We start from the raw sequence: 16,406 nt of genomic DNA on the forward strand, positions 1-16,406 counted from the left end.
AGGCCGACCGCGTCGCGGTACCAGCGCATCGAGTTCTCGCCGCTGGCTTCGGCGTCGCGCCAGGTGAACCCGGCGCTCGGCGCGATCACCTTCAGCCCCTTGCCGTTCGGGCACAGGAACTGCTCGCGCACCGAGGCGAACAGGTCGACCCACTCCGAGGAGCGGATGAACTTGCGGACCTCGGCCACCGACGGCACGCCGGGCTTGCCGGCGAAGCGCTCGGCGGAGGCGAGCATCCAGCGGTTCTCCGCCAGCTCGTTGTAGCAGTAGGCGCGGAAGGTCAGGCCGTTCTCGCGGGCCGTGCGGCGCACCGAGCAGAACCAGGTCCAGAACTCGGCGAAGGAGCGGCCCTCGTCGTCGGAGGGCAGCGGCTCCCAGCTGACGAACGCCCGGTAGCCCTGCTCCTGGCCGATGTCCGCGCCGGACAGCCAGCAACCCCACAGGTAGGCGCCGGAGTCGCCGTAGCTCTCCATGTCCACGTCGACCTCGACGTCCGCCCGCGGCACCGACAGGTCGCGGACCCGCCGCACCAGCGGCAGGTCCTGCAGCCACGCCTTGGCGAGCAGGATCGCGTCGGTGTTGCGGACGCCGGTCAGCGGCAGCTCGTCGGCCCGCTCCAGCGGCGTCGCCGCGAGCTCGTCCACAGTGGACACACCGATGTCGCGCAGCGCCACGGCGTCCTCGCCGCGCACCACCAGGCTGACGTCGCGCCGGTCGTGCAGCTGCTGCTCGCAGACCGGCCACCACGGGCAGCCCTTGCATTCGTTGATCCGGGAGGGCTGCGCGAGCGGCTCGGCGCCTTCGGCGGCCGCGGTGGCCACCGCCAGGCGGTCGGCGAAGCGGGCCTCGTACTCGGTCAGCGCGGTGCGGCCCTCCGGCCAGTTCGGCGCCGACAGGTCGTGCCAGACGACGACGTCGGCCTCCACGCCGATCACGCCGCCGCGGAGCGCGTCCGCATCCATCCCGCAGGCCTGCAGCATCCGGACCGCGTGCGCCAAACGGAGCAGGTCGCGCGGCTGAGGGCGCACCTTGCGGGTCTCGTCGATCGAGGACGCCTCGGGGACCGGGCGCTCCACCGGCGACACGCGCGCCCCGCGCCCCGGGTCGGTGATCTTGTGCCGGACCACCAGCACCGGCAGGTAGCCGTCGCCGCTGCGCACCAGCAGATCGACCGAACCGCGGCGCCCGTTCTCCCTGTCGGAGGGCAGCTGAGCCGCGGAGATGTACCGGGTCCCGGCGCGCATCGCGGCCAGCGTGAGCTCCGCGCGATCGGCCACCGCGCCGCGCGGGATCTCGGTCCAGTCCTCGCCGTGCAGCCGGCCGAGCAGCTTCGCGACGGCTCGGCGGTGCTCCGCGGCGTCGGCGATGCGCTGCTCGATGCCCAGGTCCAGCGGCGCTTGCGGCTGGTCGCGCATCGACGGATCGTTCTCCAGGTGCACGCGTCGACGACAGCGCGTCACCACGCCAGCCTCGAGCAGCACCTCTTCGTTCACGGGTGAAGCGTATGCCGTCGCCATGACACCTGCGCCCATCACCCCGTCTAGACGGCCGAGCCGCCCGTGCACCCGTCACCCGCCCCGGGGAGGCGCACCGGCGCGTGATCTGACAGATCGTGGCGCTGCTCATAGAGTTGATCGCAGCGCGAACAGGGAGGTTCCGGTGAGGAAACGCACGAAGCGGGTTCCGACCGAAGGCCGCCGGACGGTCAAGGCGGCGAAGAAGGCGGACAAGAAGGCCGCCAAGGCGATCAAGCGCGGCGAGCACGGGCACATCACGCCCAGCAACGCCAAGAAGGCGATCGGCGTGGCCAAGGTGGTCGGTCCGGTGCTGCTCCCCTTCGCGATCCGCGCGGTCTCGGCCGTCCGCGACTACCTGGACCGTGCGCGAGCGCGACGTCTGGGCGTCCCGGTCGACGACCTGGGCACCTACACCGGTCGCGGCGCGGCGCTGCACGCGCGCATCGCGGGCGACACCGACGCGCTGCGCGCCCTGCGCGAGCAGGCGGGCGACGAGGAGGCCCGGCTGGCCGCGGAGCAGTACGCGGAGAAGACGGGTGCGCGGCTGATGCAGCTGACGACCGCGGTCCGGGCCGCGGAGCGGATGCCGACGCAGCGGCGGAAGTCCGCGCACCGCGCGGTGGACGCGGAGCTCGGCCAGATCGAGGACGACCTGCTCACCCACTTCGGAGTCCCCAAGCGGCGCTGAACGCACGAAGAGGGGCACCCGCGCGAGCAGGTGCCCCTCTTCGCACCTCCCAGGGCTGGGAGGGACGCAAATTCAATGGAAATCAGTCGTCCGATTTCCATTGAAATCGCACGACTCCCCCCGCACCCGGGCGTGTCGGGAGGGACTCCGGGGTCCGCAGTTTCCACTGGAACTGCGGACCCACCGGTCAGCGGCCGGGGATCTTGACGAAGCCCTTCTCGGCCATCCAGTCGCGGGCGACGTCGGCCGGGTCGCGCCCGTCCACGTCGACCTGGGCGTTCATCTTGACCAGTTCGTCGTTGGTCAGCGCCTTCGACACCGGCTCGAACACCGAGGTGATCTGCGGGTACCGCTTGAGCAGCTCATCGCGGGTCGTGATGCCGATGTTGTAGCGCGGGAAGAACAGCTTGTCGTCGGTCAGCACCTTCAGGTCCAGCGCCTTGATCCGGCCGTCGGTGGTGAACACCTCGCCGAAGGTGCAGGTCCCGTTCGCCGTCGCCTGGTAGATGCTGCCCTCGGTGAGGATCTTCATCTTCGACTTGTCCGCGGTGAAGCCGTACTCCTTCTCCACCCCGGGCATGCCGTCGTTGCGGTTGGCGAACTCGGTGTCCACGCAGAACGTGGCGTCCTCCGGGTGCTCGGCGACGATCCGCGGGATGTCGGACAGCTTCTCCACGCCGAGGCGCTTGGCCGCGTCCTGGTTGACCGCGAACGCGTAGGTGTTGTCCACCTGGTAGTCGATCGCGGTCCAGGCGATGCCGTTGCGCTCCAGGTCCTGCTTCTTGACCGCCTCGAACTGGGCGCGCGCGTCCGGGATCGGGTCGTTGTTGCCGTTGTAGCTGATCCAGGACGTCCCGGTGTAGTCGTACAGGGTGTCGATCTGGCCGCTCTGCAGCGCGCGACGAGCCGTGGACGACCCGACGATGCTGCTCAGGTCCCGCACGTTGGCCCCGGCCGCGGACAGCGCGAACTGACCGATGTAGCCCAGGACGAGCTGCTCGGTGAAGTTCTTCGAGCCCACCGTGATGGTGACGCCCTCCAGCTCCGGGACCGGCTTGATCGAGCCCGGTTCCACCGCCAGCGGCACCGCGCTGCCGGAGCTCAGGCCGCAGCCGGACAGCAGCACGCCGGCCATCGCCAGCGAGGCCAGTTTCAACGCGCCGCGGCGCGACGTCTTCAGCTTCATCGCAACCCCTTCGGCGACAGGTAGGTCTCGGCGAGCGCGCCCAGCCAGTCGACCAGCAGCGCCAGCGCCATGGCCAGCACCGAGCCGACGATCATGACCGTCCAGTCGTTGAGCTTGTAACCGGTGTCGATCATCTCGCCGAGCCCGCCGGCACCGACGAACAGCGCCAGGGTCGCGGTACCCACGGCCAGCACCAGCGCGGTCCGCAGACCGGCCAGGATGTAGGGCACCGCCAGCGGCAGCTCGATGCGCAGCAGCACCCCGGTACCGGACATGCCGATGCCGCGACCTGCGTCGATCAACGACGGGTCCACCTGCTGCAGGCCGACGATGGTGTTGCGCAGCACCGGCAGCAGCGCGTAGAAGGCGATCGGCAGCACCGCGATCCAGAACCCGGTCGAACCACCGGTGAACAGGAAGAACAGCACCAGCAGACCGACCGCGGGCGCGGCCTGGCCGATGTTGGCGAGGCCGATCACCAGCGGCGCCGCCTTGCGCGCCCACGGGCGGCTGAGCAGCACACCCAGCGGCACCGCCACCGCGATCACGATCAGCGCCACCGCGAAGCTCATCAGGAAGTGCGCCCAGGTCAGGCCGAGGATGTACGGCGCGTTGATGCTGCGCGCGGTCACCTCGTCGTTGTCCTGGCTGAACGCCCAGCCCAGCACCGCGGCGACCAGCACCACCACCGCGATCGGCTGCGCCAGCAGGCGCAACCGCTCCGCGGTGCGGGATCCGGAGTCCGAAGCGAACTGGCTGCTCATCACTCGTCCCCGGCCGGGTCGTCGGCGTGCTCGTCGCGCAGCGCCTTGATGGTGTTCATCACCGTGTCGATGTCGACCACGCCGACGTACTCGCCGCGCGAGCCGACGACGACCGCGACGCCGTCGTCGTCGGTGAGGATCGCTTCCAGCGCGTCCTGCAGCGTGGAGGCCAGCGACACGCTGTCCTCGACCGGCCGGCCCGCGCGCTCCAGCGACGACACCGCACCGGCTTCGCGGGCCGACGCCCAGCGCAGCGGGCGGTTGCGCTTGTCCAGCACCAGGCCGATCGCGCCGCGGCGGGTGCCCAGCTTCTCCTTGAGCACCGACGGCGAGTCGTCGACCTTCGCGGTCGGCACCTCGCCGACCTCGATCTCGCGGACCCGTCGCAGGGTCAGCTGCTTGAGCGCGGCACCGGCGCCGACGAACCCGGCGACCGTGTCGTCGGCCGGGTTGGCCAGGATCGCGTCGGGCGTGTCGTACTGCAGGATCTTGGAGCGCTCGCCGAGCACCGCGATCCGGTCGCCGAGCTTGACGGCCTCGTCGAAGTCGTGCGTGACGAACACGATCGTCTTGCCCAGGTCTGCCTGCAGGCGCATCAACTCGTCCTGCAGCACACCTCGGGTGATCGGGTCCACCGCTCCGAAGGGCTCGTCCATCAGCAGCACCGGCGGGTTGGCCGCCAGCGCCCGCGCCACGCCGACGCGCTGCTGCTGACCGCCGGAGAGCTGCCGCGGGTAGCGGTTGCGGTACTCCGCCGGGTCCAGGTTGACCAGGTCGAGCATCTCGTCGACGCGCTCGCCGATCCGCTTCTTGTCCCAGCCGACCAGGCCGGGCACCATGCCGACGTTCTCGCCGACGGTCATGTGCGGGAACAGGCCGGCCTGCTGGATCGAGTAGCCGATCTCGCGGCGCAGCTTGTCCGGGTCGAGCCCGAGCACGTCCTGCCCACCGATGGTGATCTTGCCGGAGGTCGGCTCGATCAGGCGGTTGATCATCCGCATGGTGGTGGTCTTGCCGCTGCCGGACGGGCCGACCAGCACCACCGTCTCACCGGCGGGGATGGTCATGGTCACCGAGTCGACGGCGGACTGCTTCTGGCCGGGGTAGCGCTTGGAGACCTCTTCCAAGCAGATCTCCACGCCGTGCCCGTTGGTCGGGGTCATGTTGTCGTCAGCCACGAATACCTCTCGAAGTCGTCAACCGCCCGATCAGCACGAAGACGGCGTCCAGCAGCAGCGCCAGGATGACCACGCCGACGGTGCCGGCGATGGCCATGTTCAGCGCGTTCGCGCCGCCCAGCTGGCCGAGGCCGCTGAAGATCAGGTTGCCCAGGCCGGGGCCCTTCGCGTAGGCGGCGATGGCCGCGATGCCCATCAGCATCTGGGTGCTCACCCGCATGCCCGCCAGGATCGGGGGCCAGGCCAACCGCAGTTCGACGCGGGTCAGCACGCCGAACCGGCTCATGCCGATCCCGCGGGCCGCGTCCAAGATCGGCTGATCGACTGTAGACAGCCCGACGATCGTGTTGCGCACGATCGGCAGCAGCGCGTACAGCACCAGCGTCAGCACCGACGGCGCCACGCCCAGCCCCAGCACGGGGATGAGCAGGCCGAACAGCGCGAACGACGGGATGGTCAGGACAGCACTGGAAAGTGCGGTGGCGATCGCCGCCCCAGCAGGGCTGCGGTAGACCGCAACCCCGACCAGGACGCCGACGATCGTCGCCAGCAGGATGCACTGGATCACCATGCTGGCGTGCTGGAACGCGTTGACCAGCAACGATTGCCACCTGGATGCGACGTAGTCCAGGAAGTTCACCGATTACTCTTTTCCGCTTACCGAGGCCCCCGCAGGGTCCTCGTCGGCCCCCACCGGGGTGGTGACCAGCTGGAATTCATCGTCGTGCCCATCGGCGCCGGCGATCACGGCCGGGCCCTCGGCACCCTCGATCGGGGCGGTGCACGTCAGCAGCACCACGACGAACTTGTCCGGCTCGGCGCAGCAGCGCTGCGACACCGGGCCGAGCTCCACCGGACGCCGGATCAGCGCTGGTGGAGGGCTAGTTGTGGATGTGGGTGCGCCTGGCAACCAGGCGCACCCACATCAGGCGATGGGACTACTTGTCCCCAGCCGGGGCCTGCTCGGTCTCTTCTTCGTCGACCGGCGTCGTGACCAGCTGGAACTCGCCGTCGTGCTCCTCGGAGCCGACGATCACGGCCTGCTCCAGCACCTCGGCGCCCTTGGCCTCGCGCAGGGTGATCTCGTCACTGCGCAGGTCCTTCATCAGCGCCACGCACATCAGCACCATGACCACGGCGAACGGCAGCGCGCCGAGGAAGGTCAGGTTCTGGATGCCGTCCAGCGCCTTCTCCGCGTCACCACCGGACGTGCCGATGACCAGCATGATCGCGGCCACCGCACCGGTCGCGGCACCCCAGAAGATGACCACCCAGCGGCTCGGCTCGATGGAGCCGCGCTGCGACAGGGTGCCCATGACGACCGAGGCCGCGTCCGCACCGGAGACGAAGAAGATCGCCACCAGGATCATGACCAACACCGACGTGATCAGCGTCAGCGGCAGGTTCTCCAGGACCGAGAAGGTCTGGGCCTCCGCCGTGCCGTCGCCGTAGACGTTGGCACCGCCCTTCTGCAGGCCGATCGAGGCACCGCCGAAGATCGCGAACCAGACGAGGCTCACCACGCTGGGGACCAGCAGCACGCCACCGACGAACTGGCGGATCGTGCGGCCGCGGCTGATGCGCGCGATGAACATGCCGACGAACGGCGTCCAGGAGATCCACCACGCCCAGTAGAAGATCGTCCAGCTGGCCAGCCAGGACTGCATGTCCGGGCCACCGGTCGCACCGGCCCGCGAGGCCATCTCACCGAACTCGCTCATGTAGGAGCCGAGCATGGTGGGCAGCAGGTCCAGGATGAAGACCGTCGGACCGACCACGAAGATGAACAGCGCCAGCACGCCGGCCAGCACCATGTTGATGTTGGACAGCCACTGGATGCCCTTGGCCACGCCCGACACCGCCGAAGCGATGAAGCAGATCGTCAGCACCACGATGATCAGCACCAGGATGATCGACGAGGTCTCGCCGATCCAGCCCGCGGCCTTCATGCCGGCGCTGATCTGCAGGGTGCCGATGCCCAGCGAGGCCGCCGAGCCGAACAGCGTCGCGAACAGCGCGAGGATGTCGATCAGCTTGCCGATCGGGCCCTCGGCGTTGCGCTTGCCGATCAGCGGGCGGAACACACCGCTGATCAGCTGGCTGCGACCGCGGCGGAAGCTGCTGTAGGCGATGGCCAGACCCGCGACCGCGTAGATCGCCCACGGGTGCAGGGTCCAGTGGAACAGCGAGGTCGCCATCGACGTGGTGATCGCCTCTTCGCTCCCACCCGGGACGGTGCCCGGCGGCGGGGAGACGAAGTGGGTCAGCGGCTCGCTGACGCCGAAGAACATCAGGCCGATGCCCATACCGGCGCTGAACATCATGGCGATCCAGGAGATCGTGCGGAACTCCGGTTTTTCGCCGTCCTGGCCGAGTGGAATCCGGCCGTACTTGCTGAACGCCAAGAACAGCGCGAAAACGACGAAGCCCGTCGCGGCCAGGACGAATCCCCAGCCGGTGTTGACGAGCAACCAGTCGAGCGCTGCGCTGGACGCGACACTCAGCGAATCGGTCCCAAGACCGCCCCAGATGACGATCGCGAACATGATCGCGGCGGTGACGCCGAATACGACCCAGTCCGTTCGCGGCTTTCCGAGGAACTCAGTGTTGTCGGACAGTTCGGTTGTATGGTTTCCCCCGGGGGAGCCACCACTTCGTTCTGCTTCGGTCGACACAGGTTCCGGCGCCGACTTTCGGCGACGCCCCCTCCTCTCAGTCGTCAGTCACGACGTTCCGATCAATGACCGACAATGCGGTCAACTGCGTTCGTAACGCCTGCAACCCGATAAACCGTGACCCAAACGGGTGAACAAGGCAAGCGTGGCCGCGGTCAGCGTGGCCGAACCGACACCTAGACTCGGGTGCTGTGGCAGCCGGTCTCGCACCTACGCAGGGCGCACTACGCGTCCTGCGCGGTGCTGCGCTGGCCACCACATCGGCATCACTGTCCGTAGCCACCCACGTGGCCGCCGGCGGGTCATTACCCGATCTGGGTTCGACTCTCGTGATCACCGTCCTCCTGGCCGGCGCCGGTGTGGCACTCGCTGATCGCAAGCGCGGGTCGTGGGGCATTCTAGGGGCACTTGGCGTCAGCCAGCTGTCACTTCACGTATTTCTCCAGCTCGTGGCGTCCCACCAGGACGCGCCGGGGGCGCTCGGCGTGCCGCTCTCCCCGATGGCGATGACCCTGGGTCACATCGGCGTCGTGCTGCTCACCGGACTGCTGATGGCCCGGGCGGAACGAGCACTCTTCGTAGTCGCCCGTCTGCTCCGATCGGTTCTGCCGCGGCGCCCGCGAGCGCTACGGATCGTGACCGAGCCACCCACGGTGTGCATTCCCGCGGTCACGGTGCGTCCACTGGCGCACCTGGTCCACCAGCGGATCCACGCCCTCCGCGGGCCCCCGGAATCTCCTGTTCGAGATCAGTCGGCATTCGCCGCCTGATCGTTGTCGTTCTGTCATTTTTCGCCGGCCGAGACGACGGCCGAATAACAGGAGATTCCAAGTAAACATGTCGACAAAACGATTCGCGGCGCGTTCCGCGGCACTGACCGCTGCCTGCGCTATGACCGCTCTGCTGGGCGCCGCACCCGCATTCGCCCACGTCAGCGCGCAACCATCGGAAGCCGCCAAGGGCGGTCACGCGAAGATCGCTTTCCGCGTTCCCAACGAGCGGCCGAACGCCTCGACCGTCGAGGTCAAGGTCACGTTCCCCGAGGACACCCCGCTGAGCTCGGTGCGCACCAAGCCGAAGCCGGGCTGGACCGCGAAGGTCGAGAAGGCCCAGATCGCGCCGGTCGAGGTGGCCGGTGCTCAGGTCACCGAGGCGGTGCGCAGCATCACGTGGACCGCCCAGCCGGGCACCCGGATCGGACCGGACGAGTTCGACGAGTTCGAAGCCACCCTCGGCACGCTCCCGGAGAACAAGGACGAACTGGTCATCCCGACCTTCCAGACCTACGACAACGGCGAAGTCGTGGCCTGGGACACCCCGACCCCGCCGAACGGCGAGGAGCCCGAGCACCCGGCGCCGACCGTGAAGCTGGTCGAGGATGCCGAGGAAGGCCACGGGCACGGCGGCGCCGAGCAGAAGCCGGCGGCGGAAGCCGGTGCCGGTGACGACACGGCCCGCTGGCTCGGCGGCGCCGGACTGCTCGTCGGCGCGCTGGGCGTCGGCGTCGGAGCCGGTGCGCTGGCCCGCAGCCGCGGCGCCGCATCGACCAAGAAGGACGAGTCGTGAAGCGATTGATCGCAGTCGCAGCGCTGGCGATGGCCGCGCTGTTCGGCGGCGCGGGCACCGCGCTCGCGCACAACGTGCTGGTGGACAGCGACCCGAAGGAGGGTGCGCAGCTCTCGGTCGGGCCGCAGCAGGTGCGGTTGACCTTCGACCAGCCGGTCCGCGCCGGTGAGGGCTACAACACGGTGAACGTGGTCGGCCCCGACGGCACGTACTGGACCGACGGTCAGGTGAAGGTCGAAGGCAACTCGGTGACCATGCCGGTCCGCGAACTGGGACCGGCGGGCACCTACACCATCGGCTACCGGATCCTGTCCAACGACGGGCACCCGGTCCCGGGCAAGGTCACCTTCACCCTGACCCAACCGGGCAAGGGCACGCCGGCCGCACCCCCGCAGCAGGCGGACCGACCCGACCAGTCGGCCGAGTCCGGCGGAATGCCGGTCTGGCCCTGGATCGTCGGAGCGGTGATCGTGGTGGCCCTGGGCCTCGTCCTGGCCCTCCGCCTCGGCAAGCCCAAGGCCTGATCCCCGGATCAGCAACCAAGTGAAGGGCCCCTCCGACCGACTTTCGGCCGGAGGGGCCCTTCACCGCATTCAACCGTCGAACCGACCCACCTTGATCGCAGCGACGAACGCCGACCACTGCGGCGCGGTCGCGGTGAAGTAGCCAGCGGCGCGGTCCTTGGTGTCACGGACAGCGGCACCGCCAGCGACGCGACCGACCTCGACGCAGCTCGTCTCCTGGTTGCTCCGGCTCGACTTCCGCCAACCGACGGGGACCTGCGATAACGTCATTCCGGCGTCTCCTCCTGGTCGATGATGCGGGCGATCAGGTCGGCTGTGTCCTCCGAACTCATCGCCGACTGCTCGACATCTTCCCGCGCGGAGACGAAGGCCTTCACGTCTGCTTCGTCACGGAGAAACGCCGATGACCTGTGGTGCTCCAAGTGCACCACGGGCTCGGCCTTGGCGAACTCCAAGAGGACGAACGGACCAGCATGCGCTGGCGTCCATCCAGCGGCGCTCGGAACAACACGGATCTCGACGTTGCCCCGCTCGCCCATCTCCAAAAGGAAGTGGAGCTGATCCAGCATCACTTCGGGGCCACCGATCGACTGGTGCAACGCGGATTCCAGCATGACCGCCGTGAACCGAACCGGTGCCCGCCTACGAGTGATCAAGTCGCGGCGGCCAAGCCGCATCATCACCCGTTTATCGGTTTCACCGCTGGGAATTCCGGCACTCATGATCGCGGACGCGTAGTCGGCAGTCTGCAACATGCCAGGCACGATCACCGGCGATACCTCGGTGATCGCGGTGGCCATGCGCTCGAATTCCAGGAGCGCTGCCATCTGATCGGCCTCGCCCGTTGCGCCGACCGACACCGTGTTCGGTGGTTCCGAGACCGCTTCTCGGGTCAGCTTCATCAGGCGTTCCCTGGTCGTGCCATTCATGCCGAGAACCGCGCAGAGGGCCGAAACCGCTTCTGTTGACGGCACTCGCTGGCCGCGTTCCCAACGCACCACGACGGAATGGGACACGTCCAGCTTGGTCGCGAGCTGGCGGAGTCCTAGTCCGGCTTTGTTGCGCGCATCCCGGAGTTCTGCGCCGAGAACGTACGCGCGCGGTGCAGGGGTGGTCTCGCTCATGCACCAAACAGTAGGCCACCCGGACGTGCAGCGTCGTCAATCGATCAGGCGATTGTCCACAAAGAACGAGACCGAAACTATTGGTCTCGGAACCACTGAGACCACAAGACCAACGAGTACGAGGAGGACAGGGATGTTCGAAGCGGCTGGGGTGGATTGGTTTTGGCGGCCCGTGGGAGTTGGGCGGCACGCGTTCGGCGTCGCCGCGAAGCGCGCTGAGCCGCACGACTCCGTCACGTCGTTCTGCGGTGTCGGGGTCGTGGCGTGGAAGGTGCAGCGGCTTCCGCCGGAGTCGGAGTGGATCGACCAGGACACCTGCATGAGTTGCTGGGTGCGGATCAGCGCCCGGTGGTCGGGGGTTCGTGAAAGCGTAACAGTGTTCGAACACTGTTACGCACCCACGACCATATTTGACCTGCGCAAACGCGCGACTGGGCGAAGGAATGGGGATGACGATGTTCTGGCTTCAGGTGAGCACTCTGGTGTTGGTGAACGTGCTGATCGCGAGCATGTTGTTCATTCGGCCTGCGCGGGCCCAGCACGGCGGGGCTGGGGACGGGGCATTGAGCGTGTGGCAGCTGATCGACGAGGTCGAGAGCGAGAGACAACGACAGGACGAAGGCACCGGACGTCACCACATATCCGCTGAAACCCTCGCCCGACTCCAAACCTGACGCTCCCGCCCATCGCGCAGAGCGCAACGAATCCCACGCTCTCCCAGCGCGGCTCCAGACCGCGGGCAGACGTTCCCCTCCCTGCGCCTGCCCGCACGCGCGCCCCGCGGTCCTCCCCCGGCCGCGGGGCGCTGCACCTGCACAGCTCCGTTTCGGCTGGTCAGGCTCCGTGAGTCTTTTGGGTCGCTATGGCAGCCCAAAAGACTCACGGAGCTCGTCTGGCTGGACGTTCGGCCAGGCCTTGTGCGGGGTGCTATTTGGGGCGGAGGCGGATCCTCGTGAGGAGGGGTTCCGTTGGGCGGCCTGTTCTGTCGAGGAGGTGGGGTGGGGCCATCAACCAGGGTTGGCGGAGGCCTTGGCGGGTCGGGGTTCCCGGGGCGTGGAGGGGACGGAAGCCTTGGTCTACCAGGGAAATCGCGTAGTCGACCGCCACTTCGTCGTTGGGGTTGAGGGCTGCTGTGCCGTGCCAGGGCATCACTCCTGAGCCGCCGAGGGGGACGAAGCGCAGCCGGCCCGGGGTTGGGCGGATCGAGAGGCTCATGCGGACGTCGTCCTGCCAGAGGGCTTCGTAGCCGAGGTCGGCGTCCACGTGCTTGTTCGCCAGGTAGGTGATCGTTTCGTTCCAGGCCGAGACCAGGAGATCGCTGCGGGCTCGGCGAACTTCGGCCGGAACGTCGCGAGCGAGGTCGAAGGGGTCCTCGTAGATCTGCTGCGACCAGGCGAGGGGATCTCCGCTGCGGCACGGGATGTCCACCGCGTGCAGGACCGAGCGGAACAGGTCCGCGAAGCGGGGTTGGCCGGGGCGCGCCGGGTCGAGGGTCGCCGCCTCGGCGAGCACCGCTCGCGGGTTGCGGCGGATGTCCAGACCTGCGAAGGCGGATTCGTAGCGCTCGCAGTGCGATTCCAGCAGTTCGGGGCGCTGAGTCCGGTCGCCGCAGTTCGGGTGGGCGTCGGCCGCGTCGTCGAAGTCCTCGACCGCCACCAGGTCCGCCGCGCCGACCGCGGCCACCTGGTGGGCGAATTCCGCGTGGTAGTCCTCGCAGCGCTGGGGTTCGCGGAACCTGAAGTGGCTGGCGTCGGTCAGTGCCCGGACGCGGACACCCGGCGGATGCACCTGCCGGACCGCCTCGTCCAGCTGCCGCAGCCGGACCAGCATCGCGAGTTCTGCCAGGTCGGGCAGGCCGCCGAGGGCTTTGAGCCGGGAGCCGTCCTGCTTCAGCGACGGCCCCACCACGACGAACCGGATCGGCTCGCCCTCCTCGATCGAACCGCGCAGATCGCGCTCCGCCGCCGCCAGCGGGTACGCTGAGCGGGACGCGCCGAACGGCTTCGCAGTGATCACCTGCCACACCGCCCGCACCGGATCGGCCTCGGACGCGATCTCCTCGCCGAGTCGTCGACCGCTGGTCACCGCGTCCGCCACCAGCGATTCGACGATCCGCGCCTGCTCCTCGGCGGTCAGCTCCACGCCTTGCGCCCAGACCGTGGGGCGGGTGCTCAGCTCCCCCACCCGCAACTTGCCCAGCGAGGTCACGTGCGACAGCCGCGCCTCGCCGGAATGGCCGCGGCCGAGCGGCACCGGGGTCGGCAAGGACTCGAAAGTCGCGATGCCGCCGGCAGCTCCGTCCGATGTGAACAGCTGCGACCGGACCGGGACCACCAGCGCGTCGGGGAACGCGGAGCTGAGCGCGGCGCGGTTCGCAGCGGAGTCGTCGAACGCGGCGATCAGCTCGCAACCGCGGAATTCGCGCAGCGAAGCCACCTTCTGCTCCGCGACGCCGCGGTCCGGATCGGACGTGCGCAGGTCGAGGTGCCCGAGACCGCGATCGGCGAGGAACTCCTCGGTCGCGGCGCGCACCCGGTGCCGGCGTCCGGTCAACCAGACGACCCGCGCACCCGCGTGCTCCAAATCCCGCACGTACTGCCGGATCCCCGGAGCGAGGTCGTCGGTCTGCAACGACTCCCCGTCCCACGCGATGCTCCGGCGGTACTCGTCGTACAGGCCATCCCGATCGCGCAAGCCGGTGCGCTCCACGAAGGACGGCCAGCACGCCCGGTACAGCCCCGGCAGCACGTCGGGATCCGCGAACTCCGCGATCCCGTGCGCTTCACCAACCCGGCGCAAAGCCGCCCGGACCCGCTGTTCCGGTTGCAGCGCGCAGAAATCGAGGTCGATGGCGACCAGCGGGCGCGGCACCCCGCTCTCCCGGCGGCACCGCGCGCTGCGCTCCCGGACCAGCTGGACGACCCGGCGCAGCACTTCGTCCTGGCCCGCGTCCACGACGTGCACGAACCGCTGCCACGGGTGGTCGCCGGCCAAGGCCGCCGCGGTTTCCGCCGACAGGTTCCGCAATTCCTGCGCGACGACCTCGTCGAACGCGCACCGGATCCGGTCCCGCTCATCACCGGTGACCAGCGCCCCGGCCGACGCCAGCTCGTCCAACCACCCGTCCAGCGCGGCGATCGCCGGCGGCACCGATGCAGCGGTCGCCGGTCCGACCTCCTCGACCACGATCCGGCCGGTGGCCGACGACTCCGCGCCGAGCTCCACCGCGATCTCGCCCACCGGCAGGAAACCCCTGGCCAGCAGCCCGCGAAAGGTGATCAGCAGCGGGCGGACCACGAACTCGGCGAGGTGGTCCCGCGCCGTCCAGCCCTCCGGCGGGTCGGCGATGAGCCGCTTCAGGTCCAGCACGTCACCGGCGAAGTCACCGCCCGCCAGCTCCGCCAAGCTGATGCGGTTCCGCGGAGCAGTCGCGCAGTAGGACCGCAGCAGCACGTCGTCGGTCAACCCGGGAACTTCGTCCGGACGGCACAAACCATCTCCCATCGAGGTGTTTTCCGGTCTCCGCCGAGCTGATTCGCCGGATTCCGAAGAGAAATCGACTGCGGTGAAACGGGGTCGAGAAAGGACGCGGTCACGTCATCGCGCCCGAGCACGTGGCGCAGTTGGCCGGTCGGACCGGCCCAGCCGCACGGCGAAATCAGCTCGGCAGCGCGAAAACCTGGCCTGACCGGGGAAGATGTGCATTTCGGCCGGACCGAACATGCCGGTACCGGTCGTCGAACCTGCAGCGAAAGCGGTTGTTCGGCAGCTGGATTCAGCCGCGCGTCATCGATGACGCGCCTGTCGCCGAGCGGTCATTCACCGTCGGTGAGTTGCACCGACCCCGAGACCACCGGGTTCCTCCAGCCGGAGCAGCGCGGCGCGACCGCGCCGTTCGAGCTCGCGCCGGGTGATCCAGCCCTTCGCGTAGTGCCGGTAGTCCTGGGCGAGCAGCGCCAGTTCGGCGAGGTGGTCGGCTTGGCGCCGGCGGAGGTCGGGCGGCAGCAGCGACAGCGACGCGGCCTGGGAGTCCACGACGTCATCGAGCACTTGCGCGGAGCGCAACGCACGCGTCCGGCGCCAACGCGGGACGACCTTCCCCAGCACGAACTCCGCGACCCTCATCGACAACCCATCCAGTAGCAACGCCCTGACGGATCAGTTCCCTCGTATGGTTTACCCCTTCGGGTCAGCGTCGTCACCAAGAATGACCAAACGAGCGCGGCGATCGGACTCAATATCGCCCATTCAGGCGTATGTCCGGCGGTCAGCTGTACGGAGCCCATTGCGCAGCCAGATCCCCGTCGCGCATCGTGCGCAACCGCCGGTGCAGCTGCTCGCGCAGTCCCGGATTGCTGCGCACGATCGGCAGCACCCCGGTCGTGATCTTCAGCTCGCGCAGCTCCCGCAGCACCGGGAAGCCTTCCCACCCGGTGATGTCGAAGCCGTACGCGGCGGCCAAGTCCTCGTACCACGACGGCGGGTGCCCCATCCGCAGGCGACCGACCGCCAGCGGCGTCAGATCCCACTCCGGCGGTCCGATGCACAACGAGTCCAGGTCGCACAGCAGCGGCCCGTCCGGCCCGCCGATCACGTTGCCCAGGTGCGCGTCCGCGTGGATCACGCACTGCGGCAGCGGGAACCGCAGCTCCGCCAAGCGCTCTTCGACGTGGTCGCAGCGCTGCTCGAGGAAGTACCGGTCGCCCGGGTCGATGTCCACGGCATCGGTCAGCCGGCGCCGGATGTCGGCCATCGGCTGCCAGTCGCGGAAGGTCGGGGACAGCGGTTTGGAGTGCATCAGCCGCAGCAGTTCGCCGAGGTCGGCCCCGTCCGGCACCGGTCCCAGCTCCGGCACGTACCGCCAGAGCGTCGCCAGATGCTCCCCCACCTGGACCGGCTGCTCGAAACCGGGCAGCAACCGCACCGCGGGAATCCCGTGCACGGCCAGCCAGCGCGCGGCCTCCACTGCGTTGAAAGCTCGGTAACCGAACGACGGGGACAGCACCACGCGGACGATGACGGGATCGTCGCGGAGCAGGAAAACCCCGTTGTTGATGAATCGGATCAGCCGCGCACCCCGCGGATCCAGTCCGACGGAAGCGCAGATCTCGGCCAGCGCCAAGCCCAGCTCAAGCGGGACTTCCTGGCCCTCTACCTGGTATGTCTGCATGCTCATCGTTCTCA

The 16,406-nt window shown here is 68.8% G+C and carries 17 protein-coding genes; 5 read left to right on the forward strand and 12 right to left on the reverse strand.

Annotation, left to right across the window (positions count from 1 at the left end):
• Positions 1-1,493, reverse strand: a 1,493-nt coding sequence (locus OU415_RS26550) for a TM0106 family RecB-like putative nuclease (RefSeq protein ID WP_270951976.1), incomplete at its 3' end; no start/stop codon positions are given.
• 22 nt (positions 1,494-1,515) lie between these two features.
• Between OU415_RS26550 and OU415_RS26555 the strand changes: the two genes are divergently transcribed.
• A complete protein-coding gene (locus OU415_RS26555) occupies positions 1,516-2,205 on the forward strand; it encodes a DUF6474 family protein (RefSeq protein WP_270951977.1) in 690 nt (229 codons plus the stop codon).
• Positions 2,206-2,392: 187 nt separating this feature from the next.
• Here the strand turns inward: OU415_RS26555 and OU415_RS26560 are convergent, their stop codons facing one another.
• The 6 genes from OU415_RS26560 to OU415_RS26585 form a co-directional block, all read right to left on the reverse strand.
• Positions 2,393-3,391, reverse strand: coding sequence for a glycine betaine ABC transporter substrate-binding protein (locus tag OU415_RS26560; RefSeq protein ID WP_270951978.1), 999 nt, complete (start codon positions 3,389-3,391; stop codon positions 2,393-2,395).
• Positions 3,388-4,155: an ABC transporter permease gene (locus OU415_RS26565; protein WP_270951979.1), complete on the reverse strand. Its 768-nt coding sequence runs from the start codon at positions 4,153-4,155 to the stop codon at positions 3,388-3,390. Before OU415_RS26565 ends, OU415_RS26560 begins: the two co-directional genes overlap by 4 nt.
• Positions 4,155-5,318 carry an ABC transporter ATP-binding protein gene (locus OU415_RS26570; RefSeq protein ID WP_270952027.1) on the reverse strand — a complete coding sequence of 388 codons (1,164 nt, stop codon included), beginning with the start codon at positions 5,316-5,318 and terminating at the stop codon, positions 4,155-4,157. Before OU415_RS26570 ends, OU415_RS26565 begins: the two co-directional genes overlap by 1 nt.
• A gap of 7 nt (positions 5,319-5,325) precedes the next feature.
• Positions 5,326-5,973, reverse strand: a complete 648-nt coding sequence (locus OU415_RS26575; protein WP_270951980.1) for an ABC transporter permease — start codon at positions 5,971-5,973, stop codon at positions 5,326-5,328.
• A 3-nt stretch (positions 5,974-5,976) separates the two neighbouring features.
• Positions 5,977-6,171, reverse strand: coding sequence for a hypothetical protein (locus OU415_RS26580; protein ID WP_270951981.1), 195 nt, complete (start codon positions 6,169-6,171; stop codon positions 5,977-5,979).
• Positions 6,172-6,271: 100 nt separating this feature from the next.
• Complete coding sequence (locus OU415_RS26585) at positions 6,272-7,951, reverse strand: BCCT family transporter (protein WP_270952028.1); 1,680 nt, start codon at positions 7,949-7,951, stop codon at positions 6,272-6,274.
• A 386-nt stretch (positions 7,952-8,337) separates the two neighbouring features.
• Here OU415_RS26585 and OU415_RS26590 point away from each other — a divergent pair, with 386 nt between their 5' ends.
• From OU415_RS26590 to OU415_RS26600, 3 genes are all read left to right on the forward strand, one after another.
• Entirely contained in the window at positions 8,338-8,778 is a 441-nt protein-coding gene (locus tag OU415_RS26590; protein WP_270951982.1) for a hypothetical protein, read from the forward strand.
• Positions 8,779-8,899: 121 nt separating this feature from the next.
• Complete coding sequence (locus tag OU415_RS26595) at positions 8,900-9,574, forward strand: YcnI family copper-binding membrane protein (protein ID WP_270951983.1); 675 nt, start codon at positions 8,900-8,902, stop codon at positions 9,572-9,574.
• Complete coding sequence (locus OU415_RS26600) at positions 9,571-10,098, forward strand: copper resistance CopC family protein (protein ID WP_270951984.1); 528 nt, start codon at positions 9,571-9,573, stop codon at positions 10,096-10,098. The genes OU415_RS26595 and OU415_RS26600 overlap by 4 nt, the downstream gene beginning before the upstream one ends.
• A 69-nt stretch (positions 10,099-10,167) precedes the next feature.
• Here the strand turns inward: OU415_RS26600 and OU415_RS26605 are convergent, their stop codons facing one another.
• Entirely contained in the window at positions 10,168-10,368 is a 201-nt protein-coding gene (locus tag OU415_RS26605; protein WP_270951985.1) for a DUF397 domain-containing protein, read from the reverse strand.
• On the reverse strand, positions 10,365-11,222 hold the full coding sequence (locus OU415_RS26610; RefSeq protein WP_270951986.1) for a helix-turn-helix domain-containing protein: 858 nt from the start codon (positions 11,220-11,222) through the stop codon (positions 10,365-10,367). The genes OU415_RS26605 and OU415_RS26610 overlap by 4 nt, the downstream gene beginning before the upstream one ends.
• A 449-nt stretch (positions 11,223-11,671) precedes the next feature.
• On the opposite strand from OU415_RS26610, the gene OU415_RS26615 reads away from it, so the two are divergent.
• Positions 11,672-11,896: a hypothetical protein gene (locus OU415_RS26615; RefSeq protein WP_270951987.1), complete on the forward strand. Its 225-nt coding sequence runs from the start codon at positions 11,672-11,674 to the stop codon at positions 11,894-11,896.
• Between the two features lie 253 nt (positions 11,897-12,149).
• Here OU415_RS26615 and OU415_RS26620 read toward each other — a convergent pair whose 3' ends face one another.
• From OU415_RS26620 to OU415_RS26630, 3 genes are all read right to left on the reverse strand, one after another.
• Complete coding sequence (locus OU415_RS26620) at positions 12,150-14,726, reverse strand: L-tyrosine/L-tryptophan isonitrile synthase family protein (RefSeq protein ID WP_270951988.1); 2,577 nt, start codon at positions 14,724-14,726, stop codon at positions 12,150-12,152.
• Positions 14,727-15,041: 315 nt separating this feature from the next.
• Positions 15,042-15,347, reverse strand: coding sequence for a hypothetical protein (locus OU415_RS26625; RefSeq protein ID WP_270951989.1), 306 nt, complete (start codon positions 15,345-15,347; stop codon positions 15,042-15,044).
• A gap of 142 nt (positions 15,348-15,489) precedes the next feature.
• Positions 15,490-16,398, reverse strand: coding sequence for a phosphotransferase enzyme family protein (locus OU415_RS26630; protein ID WP_270951990.1), 909 nt, complete (start codon positions 16,396-16,398; stop codon positions 15,490-15,492).
• Between the last annotated feature and the right edge of the window lie 8 nt (positions 16,399-16,406).

Source organism: Saccharopolyspora oryzae (assembly GCF_027853915.1).
In the GTDB taxonomy this organism is placed as follows: Bacteria; Actinomycetota; Actinomycetes; order Mycobacteriales; family Pseudonocardiaceae; genus Saccharopolyspora; species Saccharopolyspora oryzae.

What these genes read in the sequence shown, in the direction of transcription:
- OU415_RS26630 (WP_270951990.1), bottom strand. Translation starts at nt 16,398, where the DNA reads ATGAGCATGCAGACATACCAGGTAGAGGGCCAGGAAGTCCCGCTTGAG.
- OU415_RS26565 (WP_270951979.1), bottom strand. Translation starts at nt 4,155, where the DNA reads ATGAGCAGCCAGTTCGCTTCGGACTCCGGATCCCGCACCGCGGAGCGG.
- OU415_RS26620 (WP_270951988.1), bottom strand. Translation starts at nt 14,726, where the DNA reads ATGGGAGATGGTTTGTGCCGTCCGGACGAAGTTCCCGGGTTGACCGAC.
- OU415_RS26555 (WP_270951977.1), top strand. Translation starts at nt 1,516, where the DNA reads ATGACACCTGCGCCCATCACCCCGTCTAGACGGCCGAGCCGCCCGTGC.
- OU415_RS26610 (WP_270951986.1), bottom strand. Translation starts at nt 11,222, where the DNA reads ATGAGCGAGACCACCCCTGCACCGCGCGCGTACGTTCTCGGCGCAGAA.
- OU415_RS26560 (WP_270951978.1), bottom strand. Translation starts at nt 3,391, where the DNA reads ATGAAGCTGAAGACGTCGCGCCGCGGCGCGTTGAAACTGGCCTCGCTG.
- OU415_RS26615 (WP_270951987.1), top strand. Translation starts at nt 11,672, where the DNA reads ATGACGATGTTCTGGCTTCAGGTGAGCACTCTGGTGTTGGTGAACGTG.
- OU415_RS26605 (WP_270951985.1), bottom strand. Translation starts at nt 10,368, where the DNA reads ATGACGTTATCGCAGGTCCCCGTCGGTTGGCGGAAGTCGAGCCGGAGC.
- OU415_RS26625 (WP_270951989.1), bottom strand. Translation starts at nt 15,347, where the DNA reads ATGAGGGTCGCGGAGTTCGTGCTGGGGAAGGTCGTCCCGCGTTGGCGC.
- OU415_RS26570 (WP_270952027.1), bottom strand. Translation starts at nt 5,318, where the DNA reads ATGACCCCGACCAACGGGCACGGCGTGGAGATCTGCTTGGAAGAGGTC.
- OU415_RS26595 (WP_270951983.1), top strand. Translation starts at nt 8,900, where the DNA reads ATGACCGCTCTGCTGGGCGCCGCACCCGCATTCGCCCACGTCAGCGCG.